Annotated in this window: 21 protein-coding genes; 11 read left to right on the top strand and 10 right to left on the bottom strand. The window is 63.6% G+C overall.

From position 1 onward, the window contains the following. The first annotated feature begins 111 nt into the window (after window positions 1-111). Together O987_RS04820 and O987_RS04815 are read left to right on the top strand one after the other, a co-directional pair. Window positions 112-1,227 carry an acyl-CoA dehydrogenase family protein gene (locus O987_RS04820; protein WP_003058247.1) on the top strand — a complete coding sequence of 372 codons (1,116 nt, stop codon included), beginning with the start codon at window positions 112-114 and terminating at the stop codon, window positions 1,225-1,227. A gap of 163 nt (window positions 1,228-1,390) precedes the next feature. Beyond that, entirely contained in the window at window positions 1,391-1,885 is a 495-nt protein-coding gene (locus O987_RS04815; RefSeq protein WP_043370998.1) for a nucleoside deaminase, read from the top strand. A gap of 58 nt (window positions 1,886-1,943) precedes the next feature. On the opposite strand, the gene O987_RS04810 is transcribed toward O987_RS04815, so the two are convergent. From O987_RS04810 to O987_RS04800, 3 genes are all read right to left on the bottom strand, one after another. Continuing rightward, window positions 1,944-2,891, bottom strand: coding sequence for a bestrophin family protein (locus O987_RS04810; RefSeq protein WP_003058251.1), 948 nt, complete (start codon window positions 2,889-2,891; stop codon window positions 1,944-1,946). Between the two features lie 227 nt (window positions 2,892-3,118). Next, a complete protein-coding gene (gene uraD / locus O987_RS04805; protein WP_043370997.1) occupies window positions 3,119-3,670 on the bottom strand; it encodes a 2-oxo-4-hydroxy-4-carboxy-5-ureidoimidazoline decarboxylase in 552 nt (183 codons plus the stop codon). Between the two features lie 68 nt (window positions 3,671-3,738). Beyond that, complete coding sequence (locus tag O987_RS04800) at window positions 3,739-4,671, bottom strand: LysR family transcriptional regulator (protein ID WP_003058253.1); 933 nt, start codon at window positions 4,669-4,671, stop codon at window positions 3,739-3,741. Window positions 4,672-4,801: 130 nt separating this feature from the next. Between O987_RS04800 and O987_RS04795 the strand changes: the two genes are divergently transcribed. From O987_RS04795 to O987_RS04780, 4 genes are read left to right on the top strand one after another with little or no spacing between them, the layout of a single operon-like run. Next, window positions 4,802-6,139, top strand: coding sequence for an MFS transporter (locus O987_RS04795; RefSeq protein WP_003058254.1), 1,338 nt, complete (start codon window positions 4,802-4,804; stop codon window positions 6,137-6,139). 14 nt (window positions 6,140-6,153) lie between these two features. Continuing rightward, window positions 6,154-6,672, top strand: a complete 519-nt coding sequence (locus O987_RS04790) for a hydroxyisourate hydrolase (RefSeq protein WP_003058255.1) — start codon at window positions 6,154-6,156, stop codon at window positions 6,670-6,672. Window positions 6,673-6,713: 41 nt separating this feature from the next. Next, window positions 6,714-7,049, top strand: coding sequence for a hydroxyisourate hydrolase (uraH, locus tag O987_RS04785; RefSeq protein WP_003058256.1), 336 nt, complete (start codon window positions 6,714-6,716; stop codon window positions 7,047-7,049). Window positions 7,050-7,072: 23 nt separating this feature from the next. Further along, the gene (locus tag O987_RS04780; protein WP_003058258.1) at window positions 7,073-7,561 is read left to right on the top strand and encodes a nucleoside deaminase; all 489 of its coding nucleotides are present in this window, start codon (window positions 7,073-7,075) and stop codon (window positions 7,559-7,561) included. A 65-nt stretch (window positions 7,562-7,626) separates the two neighbouring features. Here O987_RS04780 and O987_RS04775 read toward each other — a convergent pair whose 3' ends face one another. Then, window positions 7,627-8,184 carry an HNH endonuclease gene (locus O987_RS04775; RefSeq protein WP_003058259.1) on the bottom strand — a complete coding sequence of 186 codons (558 nt, stop codon included), beginning with the start codon at window positions 8,182-8,184 and terminating at the stop codon, window positions 7,627-7,629. A gap of 182 nt (window positions 8,185-8,366) precedes the next feature. On the opposite strand from O987_RS04775, the gene O987_RS04770 reads away from it, so the two are divergent. From O987_RS04770 to lspA, 3 genes are all read left to right on the top strand, one after another. After that, window positions 8,367-9,428, top strand: a complete 1,062-nt coding sequence (locus O987_RS04770; RefSeq protein WP_043370995.1) for a bifunctional riboflavin kinase/FAD synthetase — start codon at window positions 8,367-8,369, stop codon at window positions 9,426-9,428. 105 nt (window positions 9,429-9,533) lie between these two features. After that, the gene (gene ileS, locus O987_RS04765) at window positions 9,534-12,389 is read left to right on the top strand and encodes an isoleucine--tRNA ligase (protein ID WP_003058264.1); all 2,856 of its coding nucleotides are present in this window, start codon (window positions 9,534-9,536) and stop codon (window positions 12,387-12,389) included. Between the two features lie 117 nt (window positions 12,390-12,506). Further along, window positions 12,507-13,022 carry a signal peptidase II gene (gene lspA, locus O987_RS04760; RefSeq protein ID WP_003058265.1) on the top strand — a complete coding sequence of 172 codons (516 nt, stop codon included), beginning with the start codon at window positions 12,507-12,509 and terminating at the stop codon, window positions 13,020-13,022. Between the two features lie 59 nt (window positions 13,023-13,081). On the opposite strand, the gene O987_RS04755 is transcribed toward lspA, so the two are convergent. After that, the gene (locus O987_RS04755) at window positions 13,082-13,831 is read right to left on the bottom strand and encodes a hypothetical protein (RefSeq protein WP_043370993.1); all 750 of its coding nucleotides are present in this window, start codon (window positions 13,829-13,831) and stop codon (window positions 13,082-13,084) included. Window positions 13,832-14,043: 212 nt separating this feature from the next. Here O987_RS04755 and O987_RS04750 point away from each other — a divergent pair, with 212 nt between their 5' ends. Beyond that, the gene (locus tag O987_RS04750) at window positions 14,044-15,708 is read left to right on the top strand and encodes a Na/Pi cotransporter family protein (RefSeq protein WP_003058269.1); all 1,665 of its coding nucleotides are present in this window, start codon (window positions 14,044-14,046) and stop codon (window positions 15,706-15,708) included. 13 nt (window positions 15,709-15,721) lie between these two features. Here O987_RS04750 and O987_RS04745 read toward each other — a convergent pair whose 3' ends face one another. Beyond that, a complete protein-coding gene (locus tag O987_RS04745) occupies window positions 15,722-16,537 on the bottom strand; it encodes an NUDIX hydrolase (protein ID WP_043370991.1) in 816 nt (271 codons plus the stop codon). Between the two features lie 135 nt (window positions 16,538-16,672). Here O987_RS04745 and O987_RS04740 point away from each other — a divergent pair, with 135 nt between their 5' ends. Further along, a complete protein-coding gene (locus O987_RS04740; protein ID WP_003058271.1) occupies window positions 16,673-17,572 on the top strand; it encodes a DMT family transporter in 900 nt (299 codons plus the stop codon). Between the two features lie 63 nt (window positions 17,573-17,635). Here the strand turns inward: O987_RS04740 and O987_RS04735 are convergent, their stop codons facing one another. The 4 genes from O987_RS04735 to O987_RS04720 form a co-directional block, all read right to left on the bottom strand. Beyond that, complete coding sequence (locus O987_RS04735; RefSeq protein WP_003058272.1) at window positions 17,636-18,433, bottom strand: SDR family oxidoreductase; 798 nt, start codon at window positions 18,431-18,433, stop codon at window positions 17,636-17,638. Between the two features lie 109 nt (window positions 18,434-18,542). Then, window positions 18,543-19,850 carry a DUF3422 family protein gene (locus tag O987_RS04730; protein ID WP_003058273.1) on the bottom strand — a complete coding sequence of 436 codons (1,308 nt, stop codon included), beginning with the start codon at window positions 19,848-19,850 and terminating at the stop codon, window positions 18,543-18,545. Between the two features lie 128 nt (window positions 19,851-19,978). Further along, a complete protein-coding gene (locus tag O987_RS04725) occupies window positions 19,979-21,490 on the bottom strand; it encodes a tripartite tricarboxylate transporter permease (protein WP_043370990.1) in 1,512 nt (503 codons plus the stop codon). A gap of 15 nt (window positions 21,491-21,505) precedes the next feature. Beyond that, a complete protein-coding gene (locus O987_RS04720) occupies window positions 21,506-21,994 on the bottom strand; it encodes a tripartite tricarboxylate transporter TctB family protein (protein WP_043370989.1) in 489 nt (162 codons plus the stop codon). Window positions 21,995-22,062: the final 68 nt, after the last annotated feature.

The following is a 22,062-nucleotide window of genomic DNA, read 5'->3' as shown; positions in this document are numbered from 1 at the left end:
GCGAAACAGGACTACTCCCCCGTGCCCCCTCCGGGAGGGGGCTCTAGATTGAGCTTCGCTGGGCTGGTTTGGCGCTTCGCGCCAATCGCGGCCCGGTGGCAGGAGACAAATATGGATTTCGATTTTTCCGACGACCAGCAGCAACTGCGCGATGCCGTCGCCCGCTGGGTGGACAAGGGCTATACCTTCGAGCGCCGCCAGAGCATTGCCAAGCAGGGCGGTTTCTCGCGCGAGGTCTGGAACGAGCTGGCCGAGCTGGGCCTGACGGCCCTCACGGTGCCCGAGCAATATGGCGGCCTGGGCCAGGGTGCAGTCGATGTGATGGTGGTCATGGAGGAGCTGGGCCGCGGCCTGGTGGTGGAGCCGCTGACCCAGGCTTTTGTGGCCTCCGCCCTGCTCGGCCAGTTTGGTGACGAGGCCGTCAAGCAAGCCTGGCTGCCCCGTATCGCCAGCGGTGAAAAGCTGGTGGTGCTCGCATCGCAGGAGCGCAAGGCGCGCTACCAGATTGATGTTTGCGCGGCAAAGGCGTCTAAATCCGGCGATGGCTATACGGTAGATGCTAGGAAAAACATTGTTCCTGCAGGCGACCAGGCCGACGCCTTCATCGTGCCGGCCCAGCTCGACGGCAAGATTGCGCTCTTCCTCGTCGAGAACGGCCGCGAGGGCGTGAGCAGCAAACCCTATGCCACCCAGGACGAAGGACGCGCGGCCGACCTGGTCTGCCATGCCGCATCGGCCACCCTGATCACCACCAACGGCGTGGCGGCCCTCACCCTGGCGCAGGATGTGGCCAATGCCGCGCTGTGCGCCGAAGGTGTGGGCGTGATGGAACAGACGCTCAAGCTCACCACCGAGTACATGAATCAGCGCAAGCAGTTCGGCGTGGTGATCTCCAGCTTCCAGGCCCTGCGCCACCGCGTGGCCGACATGAAGATGCAGCTGGAGCTGGCACGCTCCATGAGCTACTACGGCACGCTCAAGCTGGTGGCGCCTGCCGAGGAGCGCCATGTCGCCATCGCCCGCGCCAAGGTGCAGTTGGGTCAGTCCATGCGGTATGTGGGCCAGCAGGCCGTGCAGCTGCATGGCGGCATCGGTGTGACGGACGAATATGTGGGCAGCCACTATTTCAAGCGTCTGACGCAAATGGAGATGACGGGCGGCGACACCTTGCACCACCTGGGCACGGTATCGGCCCATATGCAGGACAGCGCCGGCGTCTTTGCCTGAAAGCCTGCATCAACATTCATCAAAATCACGGCAACTGCATTCAACCCAAAACTAAAAGTCAACAGCACGCTTCGGCGTGCTGTTTTGCTTCCTGCATGCACTATGGGCCCTATCGCTCTTCCTATGATTCTTGCGCCATTCACAAGAATCAAAGAAGACATGCATGAGCAAGCAAGACAGCGAACAGTATCTGCTGGAGTCCATCCGCCTGGCCATGGGCAATGTCAAGGGCCGCGAATCCGCGACCTGGCCCTTCGGTGCCGTGCTGGTGCGTGACGGCAAGATCCTGGCGCGCGCCGTCAACCAGGTTGATGATCTGTGCGATCCCACGGCCCACGCCGAGATGCAGGCACTGCGCATTGCCGCCAAGGCCCTGGGCAGCACGGATCTGTCCGGCGCTGTCATGTATGCCAGCGGCTACCCCTGCTCCATGTGTCACACCGCCATGCTGCTGGCCGGCGTGAAGCAGGTCTACTTCGCCTACTCCAACGAAGACGGCGAGCCCTACGACCTGTCGGCCGCGCGCGGCTATGAGGAGCTGGCCCGCCCCGAAGGCCGGCGCGAACTGCCCGTCATCGGCCACCGCGTGCGCGATGCCGGCGAGGACCTGTACCAGGCCTGGCAAAAGGCCGTGGACGAGGATCGCGCCACAGTCTAGGCGCCATCAAGAACAAAGCCCTGAATGATGAGTTCAGGGCTTTGCATGGCGGAGAGTCTCAGGTCAGCAGATAGTCCACCGGCTTGAGCGGTGCCGGCACCTGGGGGTCGCCCAGCGACTGACTGAGGCTGATCTCGATGCTGCGGCAGATGCTGTCCAGCGCCAGATCGTTGCTTTCCATGCCGAACGGCTCCTCCAGCTCGTCACCCAGCACATCGAGGCCGTAGAAGGTATAGGCCACGATGGCCACGACAAACGGCGTCATGAAGCCCGTGATGTCGACCAGGCCGAACGGGAGCAAAAAGCAGTACAGATGGGCCGTACGGTGCAGCAGCAAGGTGTAGGAAAACGGAATCGGCGTGTTGCGGATGCGCTCGCAGGAGGCTGCGGCCGTCGTGAAGCCGTTGAGCGTGCGGTCCAGCTCCACGGCCAGGCAGGGGTCTATGCGCCTGTCGCGCACGCACTGCCCCAGATCCTGGCCCATGGACAGCATCAGCGCATCGGTGCGCTGATTCAGCGGCAGCAGCTGCAGGCGCTGCCACTCGGCATGGGTCAGCCACTGCTGGGCTGCCACATCGTCCTTGAGGCCGCGCAGCTGGGCCCGCAGCACATGAGAAAAAGCCACGGCCCGGTGCACCATGCGCACCCGTACATCGTTGGCCCGCTGGCGCGGGTCTATGGGGTGGTCGAGTTCAATCAGGCTCAGGCACTGGCGCGCCAGCGTGCGCGCATAGATCACGATCTCGCCCCAGAGCTTGCGCCCCTCCCAGTAGCGCGCATACGCGGTGTTGTTGCGAAAGCCCAGAAAAATCGCCAGCGGCAGACCGATCAGGGTGAACGGAATCGGCGTAATGGGAATCTTGGTGTGGAAGAGCGTGCCATGCGCCACGGTGACGATGATGGCCAGCACGATATTGACGGCGAGCACGCCTTTGATGCGTTGCAGCACCGAGCCCCGGACAATCCACAGCAGCTTGAAGCCCGACGGGCGATCTCTGACGATCATGAAAACGAGAAATGAGGTCTAAACCCGAATTCAATCACAAGCATGCGGGGATTTCAGCCAGCGTTGAGAACTCCCACTGCGGCAGTAGGCAGGCCGCCCCGTGCCAGCGCCATCCGTGCGGCCCGGCAAACGAGTCACGCTCTCCGACATCCGGCGCCAACCGGCCTGAAAACACCGCAAGCGCAGGAAAGCCCCGCATTGCGGGGCTTGGGCGGCGATGCGGGCGCTCAGGCGGCCTGCAGGCGGCCAGCACCCACGCGTTGCGACAGGCGCAGACGGCTGATGAAGCCGATCTGGCGCAGGGCTTCGGCGAACTCCTGCTCGGTGTCGCGCTCGGCGCGCGAGGCCAGCTCGGCGAACAGGCCGACACGCGTGTAATGGCGCACGCAGGCGATGAAGGGAAAGCCGTGGCGCGTGCGGTAGGCCTGGTTCAGCGCAGCCAGGCGCTCGCCCTGCTCCTGCGCCAGATCTCCCAGCCCCGCGCTTTGCTGCTCCTGCTGGGAGTCAACGGTCAACGTGCCGGAGCGCACGGCGCTGACCGATAGCTCGGGGTGGCCACAGAGAAAGCGCAGGGCCTGCTCGCGCGGGCTGCCATGCACGGTGGCCAGCATGGCCTGGTGCAGTGCGTCCAGGCTGGCGAAGGGGCGCTGCTGTGCGGCCGCCTCGGCCACCCAGGGGGCGTATTCGAAAACCTCGCCGAGCGCCGCCGCAAAGGCCGCCTGCGTCATGGTGTTGAGCTCGTCGAGCGTGGGGATGGAGGAGGTAGTGGTGCTGGTCATGAGGCCAGTGTAGGAAGCGCGTTTCCCGTCTCACAGTGCTGGCTTGTTATAGCCCGTATAGCAGCCGGCTACGTCGATGTCGTCAGCACCTGCGAGGCCTGATTCAGCAGGGCGCGCAGCCAGATGTGGGAGGCATCCCGGTGCCGGGACGAATGCCAGAGCTGGTAGAAGCGCATGACGCGGTTGCCCATGGGCAGAGGCACCATGGCCAGCGGCAGCCGCCTGGCGTGGTAGGCCGCGAAATGGCGGCTGGTGGTCAGCAGCAGGTCGGTGCCTACCAGCAGGTCCGGCGCCATCGAGAAATGCGAGCATTGAACGCGGCCGTCACGGCTCACGCGCATGGTGCCCAGACTGCTCTCCACCACGCCGCGCTGATCGGGCGAGTAAGGCGTGAACACCACATGCGCGGCCTGCAGATAGTGCTCGGCCGTGAGCCGTCCCGGCTGCGCCAGCGGGTGCTTTGCATCGAGCAGGCAGACCACCTCGTCCTCGAGCAGCGTGGACATGTGCAAATGCTCGGGTGGACTCGGCCAGTTGCCGATGACGATATCCACCTCGCCGCTTTGCAGGGCCTGCTCGTAGTCGAAGTTCTGGCCCAGCGGCAGCAGGACCAGCCTCGCGCCCGGCGCCTGCGCACGCATGAGCTGGACCACGCGCGCCATGAAGGGCGGCGCCAGATAGTCAGGCATGGCGATGGTGAAGCGCAGCTGGGTGGTCTCGGCCACAAACTCCTTGCCGACGCTCAGCAGACCGTCGATCAGCCCCAGCGCCGCACGTGCCTGCTCCACGGCCTGGAGTGCACGCGCCGTCGGCACCATGCGGTTCTTGTCCCGCACCAGCAGCGGGTCATTGAAGATGGCCCGCAAGCGCCGCAGCGCCGCGCTGATGGCCGGCTGTGACTGATTGAGACGTATTGCCGCGCGCGACACGCTTTTCTCGCTGATCAAGGTGCACAGCACGCGCAGCAAATAGGTATCGAACGGTTCTTCGCTGCGAGACACGTGTTTTCCCTAGAGATATGCATTTTGCTATGCGGCTCATAGCAGGCGCTTAGTTTCGCATATCGCCACAAGTCGCGACCATGCAAGTGTCCGCAAACCCAACAACAAATTTCCGAGACAAGGACTTGCCATGAGTGCTCATCATGTGCCGATCAGCGGCACCGCTGCTTCCGTCGATCAGGTCGACGCCACCTATTCCAAGATCTCCTGGCGCCTGCTGCCCTTTCTGGGCGTGCTGTGGGTGCTGGCCTGGCTGGACCGCGTCAACATCGGCTTCGCCAAGCTGCAGATGCTCGACGACCTGAAGTTCAGCGAAGCCGTCTACGGCCTGGGCGCCGGCATCTTCTTCATCGGCTACTTCCTGTTCGAAGTGCCGTCCAACATGCTGCTGCAGAAGATAGGCGCCAAGAAGACGGTGATGCGCATCACCATAGGCTGGGGCCTGATCTGCATCCTCCAGGCCTGGGTGACCACACCGACCCAGTTCTACGTCCTGCGCTTTCTGATGGGCGTGTTCGAGGCCGGCTTCTACCCCGGCATCATCCTCTACCTGACCTACTGGTACCCGTCCAAGCGCCGCGCCAAGGCCTTCGGTACCTTCATGTCGGCCTCGGCCATCGCCGGCGTCATCGGCGGCCCGCTGGCCGGCGGCATCATGACCTGGGCGGCAGGCGCGCACGGCATGCACGGCTGGCAATGGCTGTTCATCATCGAAGGTATCCCCTCGGTGCTGGCCGGCATCTTTGCCTACTTCTACATGACCGACCGTCCCGAGCAAGCCAAATGGCTCACCGATACGGACCGCGCCGTCGTGCGCCAGCAGCTCGAGATCGACCAGAAGGCCCAGGGCGAACGCCACAGCGACTGGCGCACCCTGTTCGGCAACCCCATGGTGTGGCTGCTGATCGCGGTGTTCTTCTGCCTGCTGTGCGCCAACTCCACGCTGACCTTCTGGATTCCCACCGTGATTCGCGAAGCGGGCTTCACCTCGCCCATGCAGGTGGGCTGGATCGCCGGTGCCGCCTATCTGCTCGGCGCGGCCGGCATGATCATCAACGGTCGCCATTCCGACCACCGTGGCGAGGTACGCTGGCACTTCGCGGGCTCGGTCCTGCTGGGCGCCGCGGGCATGCTGGCCCTGGCCGTCACCATGGGCATGGACAGCATCCCCGTGATCGTGGCGCTGACGGCCATGGTTCTGGCGCTGGTGGGCACCATGAGTGCGATTCCCGTCTTCTGGCAGATGCCCAATATGCTGCTCAGCGGCGGCGCAGCCGCCGTGGGCGTGGCGCTGATCAATTCGGTGGCCAATCTGGCCGGCTTCGGCGCCCCTTATCTGATGGGCGTGATCAAGGCCTCTACCGGCAAGGTCGCTCCGGGCCTGTACCTGGTGGCCATCGTGGAAGCCCTGGCAGCCGTTCTCGCCATCGCCTTCGTCGCCCGCATCCAGCGCCGCAAGAACGCCTGAAGGAGTCATCCCGCATGCATTCCACACCCACATCAACCCCGTCGCGCCGGCAGTTCGCACTCTCGGGCCTGGCGCTCGGCGCCTCGACCCTGACGACGGGCACACACGGCGCACTGGCCGCCGACAAGGCCCCGGTAGCGCCCGCCCAGGCCACCGGCCCCATCGTGCTGCATGGCGTCAGCCCGCGCCTGACCATGCATGCCGTGGACACCTTCCATGGTTCTGCAGCCACGGGCTTGCGCATCGACTTCTCTCGCTTCGACGGCGAGACCTATGTTCCGATACGCAGCTTTGTCGTGAATGCCAACGGCCGCGCCGAAGAACCGCTGTTGATCGACGACAGCTACCGCAGCGGCCGCTACGAAATGCTGCTGCACGTGGACGAGTACTTTGCGGCCAAGGGCGCCAGGCTGCCGCGCCCGGCCTTTCTGTCCAAGGTGCCGGTGCGCTTCCAGATCGTGAACACGGCAGAGCGCATCCACCTGCCCATTCAGTTCGGCCCCTGGAGCTACACCTATTCGCGCGGCAGCTGAGGCCCCGACACCGCTCTATCGCAACCCACCGAAAGACCACCATGGCAGGCATCAGCACCCATGCACTCAACCTCACCAACGGACGTCCCATCGCCGGCATGCGGGTGGAACTCTACGACGTGGCGCAGACCCCGGCGCAGCGCCTGAGCAGCACCCGCACCAATGCCGACGGCCGCACCGACGCCCCCATGCTGCCCGCCGCCGCGGCCCGCACCGGGGACTTCGAGCTACGCTTTTACACGGGCGAGCACTTCAAGGAGCCCACGGCGCTGTCGGAAGAAGTGCTGGTGCGCTTTTCCATCTTCGACGCGGCCCAGCACTACCACGTGCCCATGCTGTGCTCGCCCTGGTTCTTCAATACCTACCGCGGCAGCTGATTCTTACCAAGGAGAACAACTCTATGAACAACGAAAACGACAGCGGCAAATACCTGCTTGAATCCATCCGCCTGGCCATGGGCAATGTCAGGGGCCGCGAATCCGCGACCTGGCCCTTCGGCGCCGTGCTGGTCAGGGACGGCCAGATCCTGGCGCGCGCCGTCAACCAGGTCGATGAGCTCTGCGACCCTTCGGCCCACGCCGAGATGCAGGCCCTGCGCATAGGGGCCAAGGCCCAGGGCAGCACCGATCTGTCGGGAGCCGTCATGTATGCCAGCGGCTACCCCTGCTCCATGTGCTACACGGCCATGCTGCTGGCCGGCGTGAAGCAGGTCTACTTCGCCTACTCCAACGAAGACGGCGAGCCCTACGACCTGTCGGCCGCGCGCGGCTATGTGGAACTGGCCAAGCCTGAAGACCAGCGCGAGATGGCCCTGATCGGCCAGCGCGTGCGCGATACGGGCGAAGACCTCTACGAGGCCTGGCAAAAAGCCGTCGCCACCAACGCCTGATCTCCTGCCTGCGTCCTCTCTTCACAGCCCCGCGCGTTCCAGCCCGGGGCTTTTTTCATGCCTTTTCAGCTGCGCCAGCGCGATCCACGCGGCACATGGGCCACGAGAAACTCCATCTGATCGGCCAGAATGCGGCGGTTTCTCAGGATGAAATCCTCCCACAGCGTAGGCGTGTAGGGCGTGTAGAGCAGGGGCATGCGGGCCTGCTCCGGCGTTCTGGCCCCCTTGCGGTGGTTGCAGGCGCGGCAGGCCGTGACCAGATTCATCCAGCTGTGCTGCCCGCCGGTGCTCACGGGGACAATGTGCTCGCGAGTGAGATCGCTCTCGTGGAATTGCCGCCCGCAATAGGCACAGACACAGCGGTCACGCGCAAAGAGCTTGCCGTTCGTCAGCCCCGGCAGCAACTCGTGCGGGTTGATGTTCGGCATGCCCTTGGTGCCGATGATGGAGTTGATGTGAATGACTGACTGCTTGCCCGTCACCGCATTGTGGCCACCACGAAAGCAGGCGATTTCGACACCGGCTTCCCAGCGCACCTCTTGTGCTGCGTAATGCAGCGCCGCCTGCTCCAGCGTTACCCAGGACTGCGGCAGCCCCTGGGCTGTCAGCTTCAAGACTTTCACAACCAGCCTCCATACAGTCAAACCTAGACCACGGAAAACGGACAAGCGTCTTGGCGCTTTTGGGCACACTCATGCAGCCTCCACGGCTGCCTGATTTGAAGCAATATACTCTGAAACTATGTCAAATTGACGGCTTGTGTCGCATGCATCGGCGCCAGTTGCTATAAAGAACGAAGCAGTCCATGAAGATTTTCCGCGGTATCAATCATCCCGGCCTGGCCCCGGCCTGCGCTGTGACAATCGGCAATTTTGATGGTGTACACCGGGGACATCAAGCCATGCTGGGCCTGCTCAAGGCCGAGGCAGCCCAGCGCGGCATCCCCAGCTGCGCCATGACCTTCGAGCCGCACCCGCGCGACTACTTCGCGCAAAAGCTGGGCAAGCCGGAGCTGGCCCCGGCACGCGTGGGCACGTTGCGCGACAAGCTCAGCCAGCTCGAGGTCTGCGGCGTCGATCAGGTCGTGATCCTGCCCTTCAATCAGGCCCTGGCCAGCCAGAGCCCCGAAGATTTCATTCAGGATGTGCTGATCTCGGGCCTGGGTGCCAAGTACGTGCTGGTGGGCGACGACTTCCGTTTTGGCGCCAGGCGCGCCGGTGATTACGCCATGCTGGACAACGCCGGTCAGGCCCTGGGCTTTGATGTGGCCCGCATGAACAGCTATGAAGTCCATGGCCTGCGCGTCTCCAGCACGGCCGTGCGCGAGGCGCTGGCCGCCGGCGACATGCAGCAGGCCGCCAAGCTGCTGGGCCACCCCTATCGCATCTCCGGCCATGTGGTGCACGGTCGCAAGCTGGGCCGCAAGCTGGCCGAATCCATAGACGGCGCCGAGGACGGCTTTCGCACGCTGAATCTGCGCTTCGACCACTGGAAGCCTGCCGCCAGCGGCATTTTTGCCGTGCTGGTGCATGGGCTGACGGACAAGCCGCTGCAGGGCGTGGCCAACCTCGGCGTGCGCCCCTCGCTGGACCCCAACGACATCAACGGCGGGCGAGTGCTGCTGGAGACCCACTGTTTCGATTGGCCCGCCCAACTGGGTGGAGAAGGTGCCTACGGTAAAATCATCCGCGTGGAACTTCTGCACAAACTGCACGACGAGCTGAAGTATGACAGTCTCGATGCCCTGACGGTCGGCATCGCCAAGGACTGCGATGACGCGCGCGCGTTTTTCGCCTCGGCCCACATACCGTCCCATACCTCGTCGCACACAGAGACTCGTCGCCAGACCACGCGCGACCGAATTTGACGCTCGCTGCTCGCACGTCCCAGGCGCAGCAGCGCACTGGCGCTCACCTCACCATTCACGCCCAGGCAGAACTGCCCGAGCATTGCATTGCTTTCAAGGTTTCCCATGTCTGATTCGAAGTCCAACAAGCCCGAAGCGTCCGCCTACCGCGCCACGCTGAACATGCCCGACACCCCCTTCCCCATGCGCGGCGACCTGCCCAAGCGCGAGCCCGCCTGGGCCAAGGAATGGGACGACAAGGGCATCTACAAGAAGCTGCGTGACGCCCGCAGCGGCGCACCCAAGTTCATCCTGCACGATGGCCCTCCTTACGCCAACGGCAAGCTGCATATCGGCCATGCGGTGAACAAGATCCTCAAGGACATGATCGTCAAGAGCCGCCAGCTCGAAGGCTTCGACGCGCTCTACGCACCGGGCTGGGACTGCCACGGTCTGCCCATCGAGAACGCCATCGAGAAGCTGCATGGCCGCAATCTGCCGCGCGACGAGATGCAGGCCAAGAGCCGCGCCTTTGCCGCCGAGCAGATCGAGCAGCAGATGGTGGACTTCAAGCGCCTGGGCGTGCTCGGCGACTGGGATCACCCCTACAAGACCATGAACTACGCCAACGAGGCCGCCGAGCTGCGCGCCTTGAAGAAGGTGATGGAGCGTGGCTTTGTCTACCGCGGCCTCAAGCCCGTGTACTGGTGCTTTGACTGCGCCTCCTCGCTGGCCGAGTTCGAGATCGAATACGCCGACAAGCAAAGCCAGACGCTGGACGTGATGTTCCCCGCGGCCGAGCCGGCCAGACTGGCCACAGCATTCGGCCTGGACAAGCTCGACAAGGAAGCCTTCATCGTCATCTGGACGACCACGGCCTGGACCATCCCTGCCAACCAGGCGCTGAACGTCAACCCCGACCTGGAATACAGCCTGGTGGAGACCGAGCGCGGCCTGCTGATCGTGGCCTCCGCACTGGTCGAGAAATGCCTGGCCCGCTGGAAGCTGGAGGGCCGCGTGCTCGCCACCGCCAAGGGCGAAAAGCTCGACCACATGCCCTTCAAGCACCCGCTGGCCCATGTGGACAAGGGCTTTGACCGCATCTCGCCCGTGTACCTGGCCGAATACGCCACCGCCGACGACGGTACCGGCATCGTGCACTCGGCCCCTGCCTATGGCGTGGACGACTTCAACAGCTGCATGTCCAACGGCATGGACTACAAGCAGATCCTGAACCCCGTGCAAGGCAACGGCGTATACGCGGCCGACCTGCCCATGTTCGGCGGCCAGCATATCTGGAAGGCCGTGCCCGTCATCCTCGACGCCCTGAAGGTCGCGGGCCGCCTGATGGACACCACCACCATCAGCCACAGCTATCCGCACTGCTGGCGCCACAAGACGCCCGTCATCTATCGCGCGGCCGCCCAGTGGTTCATCCGCATGGACGAGGGCGAAGGCGTGTTCACCGATCCCGCGCAAAAGCCCGAGAAGACCCTGCGCCAGATCGCGCTGGACGCCATCGAGCAGACCAACTTCTACCCGCAAAACGGCCAGGACCGCCTGCGCGCCATGATCGCCGGCCGTCCCGACTGGTGCATCTCGCGCCAGCGCAGCTGGGGCGTGCCCATCCCCTTCTTCCTGCATGTGGACACGGGCGCCCTGCACCCGCGCACCATGGAGATCATCGACCAGGCGGCGGCCATGATCGAGCAAGGCGGCATCGAAGCCTGGAGCCGCGTGAGCACCGAAGACATCCTGGGTGCCGAGGAAGCCAAGCACTACACCAAGAGCACCGACATTCTGGAAGTCTGGTTCGACTCGGGCTCCACCTTCTGGCATGTGCTGCGCGGCACCCATCCCGAGCACCACCACGACCACGGCCCCGAGGCCGACCTGTACCTGGAAGGCCACGACCAGCACCGCGGCTGGTTCCACAGCTCGCTGCTGCTGGCGTCGGCCATCTTCGGCCGCGCGCCCTACCGCGGCCTGCTGACCCATGGCTTCACCGTGGACGGCCAGGGCAAGAAGATGTCCAAGTCGCTGGGCAACACCGTGGCCCCGCAGGATGTGTCCAGCAAGATGGGCGCGGAAATCATCCGTCTGTGGGTGGCCTCGACCGACTACTCGGGCGACCTGGGCATCGACGACAAGATCCTGGCCCGCGTGGTGGACGCCTATCGCCGCATCCGCAACACGCTGCGTTTCCTGCTGGCCAACACCAGCGACTTCGACGCGAGCAAGGACGCCGTGGCCTACGGCGAGATGCTGGAGATCGACCAGTTCGCGCTGGCGCGTTCGGCCCAGCTGCAGCAGGAGATCCTGGCCCACTACAAGGTCTACGAGTTCCACCCCGTGGTCGCCAAGCTGCAGCTGTTCTGCTCCGAAGACCTGGGCGGCTTCTACCTGGACGTGCTCAAGGACCGTCTCTACACCAGCGCCCCCAAGAGCCTGGCACGCCGCTCGGCCCAGACCGCGCTCTACCAGATCACCCAGGCGCTGCTGCGCTGGATGTCGCCCTTCCTGTCCTTCACGGCCGAGGAAGCCTGGAAGATCGTGGGCCACAGCGAATCCATCTTCCTGGAGAAGTTCACCGAGCTGCCTGCCGGCGACGAAGGCCTGCTGGCCAAGTGGACGCGCCTGTGCGAGATCCGCAACCTGGTCAACAAGGACATCGAAGTGGTGCGCACCACCGGCGCCGTGGGCTCGTCCCTGCAGGCCGAAGTCACGCTCACGGCCGAGCCCGAAGACCTGGCCCTGCTGCAAAGCCTCAAGGACGATCTGAAGTTCGTCTTCATCACCTCGGCAGCGACTGCCGTGGCCGGCGATGCCCTGACCACCACCGTGAAGGCCAGCGAGCACGCCAAGTGCGAGCGCTGCTGGCACTACCGCGAAGACGTGGGCGTGAACCCCGAGCATCCCTCGATCTGCGGCCGCTGCGACAGCAATCTGCACGGCACGGGCGAAGTCCGCACCAAGGCTTGATCCATCAAAAAGTGAGCTGCCAGCGCTTTCTGGCAGCCATTTTCAGCATTGATTTATGCTGAAATCCTTTTAAATCAAGCGCTAACCGCTATCAAAAAAACTTAGCAAAGAGCTGCCATGAGCAACACCCAGACCTCCTCCGCAGGCCTTGGCCGTATCTGGCCCTGGCTGCTGTGGGCGCTTGTCATCATCGGCGTGGATCAGATCACCAAGCAGATGATTCTGAGCCACTACCAGCATGGGGACTGGACTCCCATCACCGGCTTCTTCAACATCGTGCGCGCACACAACACGGGCGCTGCCTTCTCCTTCCTTGCGGGCGGCAGCGGCTGGCAGCGCTGGTTGTTCGTGGCCATCGGCGTGATTGCCACCGTGCTCATCGTCTGGCAGCTGCGCAAGCACCCCGGCGAGAAGATGTTCTGCCTGTCGCTGTCCAGCATCCTGGGCGGGGCCATCGGCAATGTGGTGGACCGCCTGCAGCACGGCTATGTGGTGGACTTTCTGGACTTCTACTGGGGCAGCAGCCATTTCCCGGCCTTCAACGTGGCCGACATGGGCATCACCCTGGGGGCCATCCTGCTGATACTCGACGAGCTCTTGCGTGCAAGGCGTGCCAAGGCCCGGACCTCCTAGGCACCGGCCGCCCCCCCAGGCGCAAGGCCCGCTGTCTCTGAAGCAGACAGCGGGCTTTTTCATTGCACCGTGACCGGCACGGATGCGGCCGACGCATAGACAGGCGCATCGGCCCAGACCAGCCTGTCTTCCTTCCAGTAGCGCACGCTGATGGGCGTGCTGATGAAGCAGGCATCAAACACCCAGTCCTCCAGCACCAGGCCGTTCAGGCGCCTGGGAAACAGGTTTTTGTCGAAGCTGCGGGGCTGCTCGCCGGCAGTCATCTGCACCATGTTTCCGGGTTCGCAGCGCACATTCTGCCGGCCCGGTGCCGAGAATTCGTAGGGCCGGTCCAGCTCCAGCAGCACCTGGTGGTAGACGCTCAAGGCGTTGACCCAGATATCGCCCAGTTGCACGGGATGGGGAAAGCGTATCTCCTTCAGGCCTCGCAGATCGGGCTGCCCGCCTCGCTTCTCTGCGCCCTGGGGCGCTTCGCGCTGAATATGGCTGCCTGCGGGCAAGACGATGTCGCCCCAGACCACGGGCCGCTCCAGCGTGATGTGCGTGAGCCGCTGCTGCGCGGTCCTCTGCCGCTCCTGCCGGTGATCGACCCAGGTAATCTGCGCCAGCCCTACGAGTGTTGCAATGGGCAGTATGGACAGCCATACGGCCAGTTCCCACTGCCAGATGCGCAGCGGCGGCCTGGGCCGGCCGCAGCGCACATGCCACAGCCGCCAGCCCCACCACAGCAGCAGGCCGACGGCCACCAGGGCCGCCAGCAGCGTCAAAAGAAAGCCCACAGCCGCAGCGCCGGGCAGTGAAGGAATCATGAAACCACCTTTTTGATAGCAGCATAGGCAATGCAGACTTCAAAAAATTTCGGTTTTTTCCTATTTCGCATCCGTAGAAACGATGTTTTAAATATTTCGTTTTTGTTCTATTGTTTTCCTTATTCCGCACTTATTTGTGCGAGAAGAGGGAGGACTCCGGGCAGAACCGCCTCACTCAGGGGTATATTAGGTCGCTCCTTCGCGGGCAGAACATGAAGCATTTATTGAATCTTTTAGCAGCCATTGCCCTGTTGATCTGGGGCTCTCAGATGGTTCGCACCGGCGTTCTGCAGGTCTTCGGCGCCAACCTGCGCAATATTCTTGCCCGCAGCATGAGCAACCGTTTCTCGGCAGCACTCTCGGGCATGGGCGTCACGGCCCTCGTGCAGTCGAGCACCGCCACCTCGCTGATGACCTCGTCCTTCGTCGGCCAGGGTCTGATCACCCTGCCCTCGGCCCTGGCCGTGATGCGCGGCGCCGATGTCGGCACGGCCCTGATGGCCGTGCTGTTCTCCACCGATCTTTCCTGGCTCTCGCCGCTGTTCATTTTTGTCGGCGTGGTGCTCTATATCTCGCGCAAGGATTCCAAGCCCGGGCGCATCGGTCGTGTGCTCATCGGCCTGGGCCTGATGCTGCTGGCCCTGCGCCTGGTGGTGGAAGCCACCGAGCCCTTGCTGCAGGCCCCGGCCGTGCGCACCCTGCTGGCCTCGGTCAGCAGCGATCTGTTCATGGAGTTGCTGCTGGGCGCGGTACTGGCCGTGCTGGCCTATTCCAGCCTGGCCGTGGTACTGCTGATTGCGGCCATGGCCAGCTCCGGCGCCATTCCGCTGGATGTGGCTCTGGGCCTGACCCTGGGCGCCAACCTGGGCAGCGGCCTGGTCGCGGCGCTCACCACTGCCAAGTCGGCGGTGGAAGAGCGCCAGGTCACCGTGGGCAATCTGCTGTTCAAGATCATGGGCGTGGCCATCGTTGCGCCCTTCATCGGACTGTGGACGCAGTACGCCCAGCCCTATCTGTCCAACGCCGGCCAGAACGTGGTGATGTTCCACCTGGCCTTCAACATCTTCAACAGCCTGTGCTTCATCGGCCTGACCCAGCTCGTGGCCCGCTGGGTGACCGCCATGCTGCCCAAGCCCGAGGAAGAAAGCGCGGCCAAGCTGCTGCGCCCTCGCCACCTGGACCCATCGGCCCTGTCCACGCCTTCGCTGGCCATCACCTGCGCCGTGCGCGAATCGCTGCACCAGGCCGACGTGGTGGAGTCCATGCTGATCGGCCTGCAGAAGGTCGCCGAGACCGACGATGCCAAGCTCTCCGAGGAAGTGCGCCACCTGGAATCGACGGTGGACGATCTGTATTCGGCCATCAAGTACTACATGACCAAGATCTCGCGCGCCGAACTCGACGAGCGCGAAGGTCAGCGCTGGACGGAAATCATCAGCTTCACCATCAATATGGAGCAGATCGGAGACATCATCGAGCGCGTGCTGCTGGATCTGGAAGACAAGAAGATCAAGAAGGGCCGTCAGTTCTCGGCCGCCGGCAAGCTGGAGATTCACGAGCTGACCCAGCATCTGCTGGACAATCTGCGCCTGGCCATGAGCGTCTTTCTCAATGGCAACGTGCGCGAAGCGCAAAAACTGCTCGAGGAAAAAGCGCGCTTCCGCGATCTGGAGCTGGCCTACTCGGCCACCCACCTGGAGCGCCTGTCGCAGCACACGGTATCGAGCATAGAGACCAGCTCTCTGCATATCGACATGATCAGCGACCTCAAGCGCATCAACTCCCTGCTGTGCTCGGTGGCCTATCCGATTCTCGAGCAGGCCGGAGCCCTGGCACCCAGCCGTCTCAAGTCCACTGCACTGGAGAGCCAGCGCTAGCAGCCTTGCCGTCCTACCAGTCCATGTAGGCGGCAAGCACCAGGGAGGCCTCGGGCGTGAAATAGCCCTGCAGCATCCAGCTCTGAACCTCGGCCAGATCCAGCCGCTCGAAACGCTGCACCTCGCCGTCCTGGTTCGCGGGCCGCAGCGCATCGGGCACCAGCGCCGAGAACCAGTCTATGCGCTCGACCATATAGCCCTGACCCTCGGCTTCGTCGCTGGGCCTTGCGAACACCACCTCGCCACCATGCCTGAGCTCGCCCAGCTCGGCCACCCGCAGACCGGCCTCTTCCCAGGTCTCACGCGCCAGCGCCTCGGCCAGACTGTCTGCTGCCGAGACCATGCCCCCCATCAAGGTGTCCCACATGCCGGGGTTGTTGGCCTTGTTTTCTGCGCGCTGCTGCACCCAGAGCGCGCCGTCCGCGCAGACGCCCACCAGATGCACGGCCCGGGTGGCAATGCCCAGCGGCCGCACGGCACCACGCTCGACGGTTGCCAGTTGCCGTCCCTGCGCATCGCAGACCGCCAGTTGCTCGTTGCGCCAGGCACCGGCAAGACCGGCGCTGCGCATGGCCTGTGCCAGCCGGTTCAGCTTGTCCGTCGCCCCGCCCTGGCCTTCCAGCCGCCATTGCCCGGCCTGCAGCCTCAGCGCTATGCCGTGCGCAGCCAGCAGATCGGCCCCCAGCTTGCGCGCAAAGTCTGCCTCGATACTGCCGATCTGCTGCTCGTCAATGCACAGCGGCTGGCGCAGGCGCAGAGGATGCCTGCTGGCCATGGCCTGCTGTGCCTGCAGCCATTGTTGCTGCGGCGGCGTGGTTTGCTGCTTCATGAAAAATCTCCCAGGCCTGCATTGTGCTCAGCTTCGCAAAACGGGAAGGCTTGCATCACTATTGAGGAGCGCCAGCCACCGCAGCAAGGCGCAGCTGGATTGCCCGCCAGCGGCCTCGGGTTACAGTGACAATCCATGAATTCCCCCTTGAAACCCGCCACGGTCGCCATGCTCAGCCTGGCTCCGGCACTGTGGGCCGGCAATGCCATCGTGGGCCGACTCGCCCACGATCTGATCTCGCCGTTTGCACTCAACTTCTTTCGCTGGTGCATCGCCTTTGTGCTGCTGCTGCCGCTGGCATGGCGAGTGCTGCGCAGGAACAGTCCGATCTGGCCCCTGTGGCGGCAATACATGCTGCTGGGGCTGCTGGGCATAGGCTGCTACAACGCCTTGCTGTATCTGGCGCTCAAGACCTCGACCCCGCTGAATGTGACGCTGGTGAGCTCCAGCATGCCGGTGTGGATGCTGGCCATAGGCCGGCTGTGCTGGGGCATTCGCGTCAGCCGCCGGCAGATGGGAGGGGCTTTGCTGTCGGTGCTGGGCGTGGCGGTGGTGATGTCGCGCGGCGACTGGCAGACGCTGCTCGATCTGCACTTTGTGCCCGGCGACCTGTTCATGGTGCTGGCAACCATCGCCTGGGCCTTCTACACCTGGCTGTTGTCGCGCAGCAGCGGCCCACAGGAGGTGAAGTCGCACTGGGCCAGCTTCTTGCTCGCTCAGATCGTTTTCGGCCTGCTCTGGTCCGGTCTCTTCACGGGCGGCGAAGCCTTGCTGGGCGAATTCCGTCTGGTGCCGGGCTGGCCGTTGCTGGGCAGCCTGCTGTTCATCGCCGTGGGCCCGGCCATTCTGGCCTACCGCTTCTGGGGCATGGGCGTGCAGCGCGCCACGCCCGCCATTGCAGGCTTCTTCGGCAACCTGATTCCGCTGTTCACGGCCCTGCTGTCGATTCCCGTGCTCGGCGAAACCCCGCACCTCTACCACGCGCTTGCGTTTGCGCTGATCGTGACCGGCATCGTCGTGTCGTCGCGCAAATAGCCCGCCGCCCCAGACAAAAGCCCCGCACTGCGGGGCTTTGTCGTTTCGGCCGTCGATCAACGATCAGTAAGTGCCGGGGTACAGACCGCCGTCAGGCAGGATGTTCTGGCCCGTCATATAGCCAGCCTGGCGGCTGCACAGGAAGGCACAGATGGCGCCGAATTCTTCGGCCGTGCCAAAGCGCTTGGCAGGAATCTGAGCGGCCTGGGCCTGACGCACGGCATCCAGGTCCTGGCCGGTCTTGTTGGCCGCTGCCTGATGGGTGGCCACCAGACGATCGGTGTCGAACTTGCCAGGCAGGATGCTGTTGATGGTCACGCCCTTGGCAGCAATGCCCGAACGCGCCAGGCCGGCTACAAAGCCCGTCAGACCGCTGCGCGCGCCGTTGGACAGTCCCAGGATGTCGATAGGCGCCTTGACCGCGCTCGAGGTGATGTTGACGATGCGACCGAAGCCACGCGCTGCCATGCCGTCCACCGTGGCCTTGATCAGCTCGATGGGGGTCAGCATATTGGCGTCCACGGCCTTGATCCAGGCTTCACGATCCCAGGTGCGGAAGTCGCCAGGAGGCGGGCCGCCGGCGTTGGTCACGACGATGTCGTAGTCCTTGCCCGGGCCGCCGGCGGCCTCGAACACTGCCGTGCGACCTTCTGGCGTGGTGATGTCTGCAGCCACACCGATGACCTTGATCTGAGGAGCAATGGCTTGCAGCTTCTGCACTGCCAGCTGCAATGTCTCGGCGTTTCTGGCATTGATGACCAGATTCACACCCTCTTCGGCCAGGGCCTTGGCGCAGCCAAAACCCAAACCTTTGCTGGCGCCGCAGACCAGAGCCCAGCGCCCGGAGATACCAAAGTCCATGTCAGTGTCCTTTCACACAGTTTCCAAGCCGGGCAAACTGCCCGACACTATCAAAATCCATAGCTGCCAGCGCTTTTTTTTGTCCAAGCACCAGCAGTCATTTCAACGTTCAATGACTGCGACCATGAAACAGCTTGTGGTGCAGCCTGCGCAGCGACCACCAGACACCCAGGGCCACGACCGGAATGGCCATGGCCGCCGTCGACTCGGGCGACCAGGGCCAGCCCAGTTTCTGCCCGCCCTTGGCCAGATAGCTGATCAGGCCGGTGATGTAATAGGTGATGGCCGCGACCGACAGACCTTCCACCGTGGATTGCAGCTTGAGCTGCGTGCCCTGGCGATCGTTCATGGTGCCCAGCAGTTGCTGGCTGCTTTGCTGCTGCTCGATCTCGACGCGCGTGCGCAGCAGACTGCTGACGCGCGAGACCCGCTCGGACAGCGCATTCTGGCGGCGTGTCGCCCATTCGCAGGTCGCGCGCGCAGGCGTGAGGCGCCGGTCCATGAATTCGCGAATGGTCTGGATGCCATCCACCCGCGTCTCCTGAATTTCCTGAATGCGCCTGTCCACCAGCTCGAAATAGGCGGAGCTGGCCGAAAAGCGCGAATGCGTGGCCGCGTACTCGCTCTCCACCTGACCGGCCAGCCGGGTCAGGCGGTCCAGCAGGGCCGGCTCGGTGTCGCGGTCTGCCGCACGAATGGCATTCGCCAGCTCGGCCAGCTCACGCTCGGCCGTGGCCAGCACGGCTGCAGCCTTGCGCGCGGCCGGCAGGCCGAGCAGCGCCGCCATGCGATAGGTCTCGATCTCCAGCACCCGCTGCACCAGACGGCCCAGGCGGCGCGGCGACAGATCGGCGCCCGCCAGCAGCAGCATGCGCGAGAAGCCGTCGGGATGAATCGCAAAGTCGGTATAGATGGAGCCTGCGCCACCGGAGACACGTGAGCCGACCAGGGTATCGGCATGCAGCATGTGACGCATCAGATAGTGCGGGTCCACATCCTGCTCGTTCAGCGCCCACAGGTGCAGGCTGCTCAGGCACTGCCCCGGCAGGGCGGCCAGCCAGTCGCGCGGCACGGCATCGATGGCGGTCTCGGGCTCGCGCACATCGGCCACGCCGGCCTGCGCCATGGGCGTGGTGAAGGTCCAGGCCACAAACTCGGTGTGCTGCTCCCAGCGCAGGCGAAACGCGCCCAGGTCGATCAGCACATGGGTGGTTGCCGCATCGGGCAGGGGGCGGTGGTGGTTGCGCAGCAGGGCCGCCACATGTTCGCGGCTGGCCTCGCGCTGGGCCGCATCGGTGAGCATCACGATATGCGTGATGGCCAGAGGGGCCTGCATGATTTCCGCAGGACGCGCGTGAATTTCGTTGTGCAGCAAGACCCGCTGGGGGTGCTGCGCGGGCAATAGAGACAAGGCCATGCAATCTTTCGAATAACTGCAGCTATTTTGCCGCCCTAATCCATGGCCCCCGAAACAAAGGTCCTCATATCAAAAAAGCGGCCCTTGCGGGCCGCTTTTGCGCTTGATTCAGCAATCAGGCAAGACCATCAGTCTTCCACGAAGGCTTCTTCACGCTTGTTCTTCACTGCAGGCATCAGCACCACGACCAGCAGCACCAGGGCAGCGGCCAGCAGGCAGGCAGAGATGGGGCGGGTCACGAAGACCGACCAGTCACCACGCGACAGCAGCAGGGCACGGCGCAGGTTTTCTTCCATCATCGGGCCCAGGATGAAGCCCAGCAGCAGAGGAGCAGGTTCGGTACCCAGCTTGTGGAACACATAGCCGATGAAACCGAAGATACCCACCATCCACACGTCCCAGGCGTTGTTGTTGGTACCGTACACGCCGATAGCACAGAACAACACGATGGACGGGAACAGCCAGCGGTAAGGCACGGTCAGCAGCTTGATCCAGACGCCGATCAGCGGCAGGTTCAAGATGATCAGCATCAGGTTACCAATCCACATGGAGGCGATCAGACCCCAGAACAGTTCTGGGTTGCTGGTCATCACCTGAGGACCGGGCTGGATGTTGTGAATCGTCATGGCACCCACCATCAGCGCCATCACGGCGTTGGGAGGAATACCCAGGGTCAGCAGAGGAATGAACGATGTCTGCGAACCGGCGTTGTTGGCCGACTCGGGAGCGCACACGCCGCGGATATTGCCTTGACCGAAAGGAACTTCGCCGGGCTTCAGCTTGGTCTTCTTTTCGATGGTGTAGGCAGCAAAGGCCGACAGCATGGCACCGCCACCGGGCAAGATACCCAGGGCCGAACCCAGGGCCGTGCCGCGCAGCATGGCAGGAATCATGCGCTTGAAGTCTTCGCCTGTGGGCATCAGACCGGTCACCTTGGCAGCGAACACTTCGCGCTCGTCGTCGGGCTTGGACAGGTTGGCAATGATTTCGCCGTAACCGAACACACCCATGGCGATCACGACGAAGTCGATGCCGTCGGTCAGCTCAGGAATGTCGAAGCTGTAACGGGCCACACCGGAGTTCACGTCGGTACCGACCATGCCCAGCAGCAGACCCAGCACGATCATCGCGATCGCCTTGAGCAGCGAGCCGGAAGCCAGCACCACGGCACCGATCAGACCCAGGGTCATCAGCGAGAAGTACTCGGCAGGGCCGAACTTGAAAGCGACTTCGGTCAGGGGAGGAGCGAAGGCAGCCAGAATCACGGTACCCACGCAGCCTGCGAAGAAGGAGCCGATACCAGCTGCCGCCAACGCGGGCCCCGCCCGGCCTTTTCGGGCCATCTGGTAACCGTCGATCACGGTCACCACAGAGGACGATTCACCTGGCAGGTTCACCAGAATGGCGGTGGTAGAGCCTCCATACTGGGCGCCGTAGTAAATACCGGCCAGCATGATCAGCGCCGCCACGGGAGGCAGTGCATAAGTCGCTGGCAGCAACATGGCGATGGTCGCCACAGGGCCAATGCCGGGCAGCACGCCAATCAGCGTACCGAGCAGACAGCCCACAAAGCAGTAGATCAGGTTCTGGAACGTGAAAGCCACGCCAAAACCCGTCGACAAGTTCTGAATCAGATCCATGGACGATGCTCCTGATTAGCCAGCGATGAAGCTAGGCCACACGGGGAACTGCAGATTCAGCGCCCACACGAAAGCGAAATAGCTGCCGACCGCCAAAATGGTGGCCAGGATGGCTGTTTCCTTGAGGTTGAAGGTCTGACCGGCCATGCTGGCGATAAAGACCAAAGCGTAGATCGCAATGATCAGACCGAACTGGGGGATGCCCACAGCCGGCACACCCACCAACAGAATGCCGAAGGCAAAGTTGGCAGCCAGCACGAAGAACACCGGCTTCCAGGCCCACTTACCGATCTTGTCACCACCTTCGGGGCCCTTGGTCAGGCCGCCGACGCAGATGGCTGCACCCAGGATGGACATAAGCACACCCAGGATCAGAGGGAAGTAACCTGGACCCATACGGGCGCCGGTGCCAATGGTGTAGTTGGACGCGCCGATCGCAAATGCGAGACCGACGGCCAAGAACATCAGACCGGAGAAAAAGTCTTTTTGGCTCTTGATTTTCACAAAACGTCTCCTTACGGAAATCACGACTTGGCGATTCTCGTGTCATAGATATGCCAAATTGATGTGGA

Origin of the sequence: Comamonas testosteroni TK102 (assembly GCF_000739375.1) — a bacterium.
Taxonomy (GTDB): domain Bacteria; phylum Pseudomonadota; class Gammaproteobacteria; order Burkholderiales; family Burkholderiaceae_C; genus Comamonas; species Comamonas brasiliensis.
The sequence above is the reverse complement of the archived record's forward strand: the minus strand, read 5'-3'. Positions and strand labels throughout refer to the sequence as shown.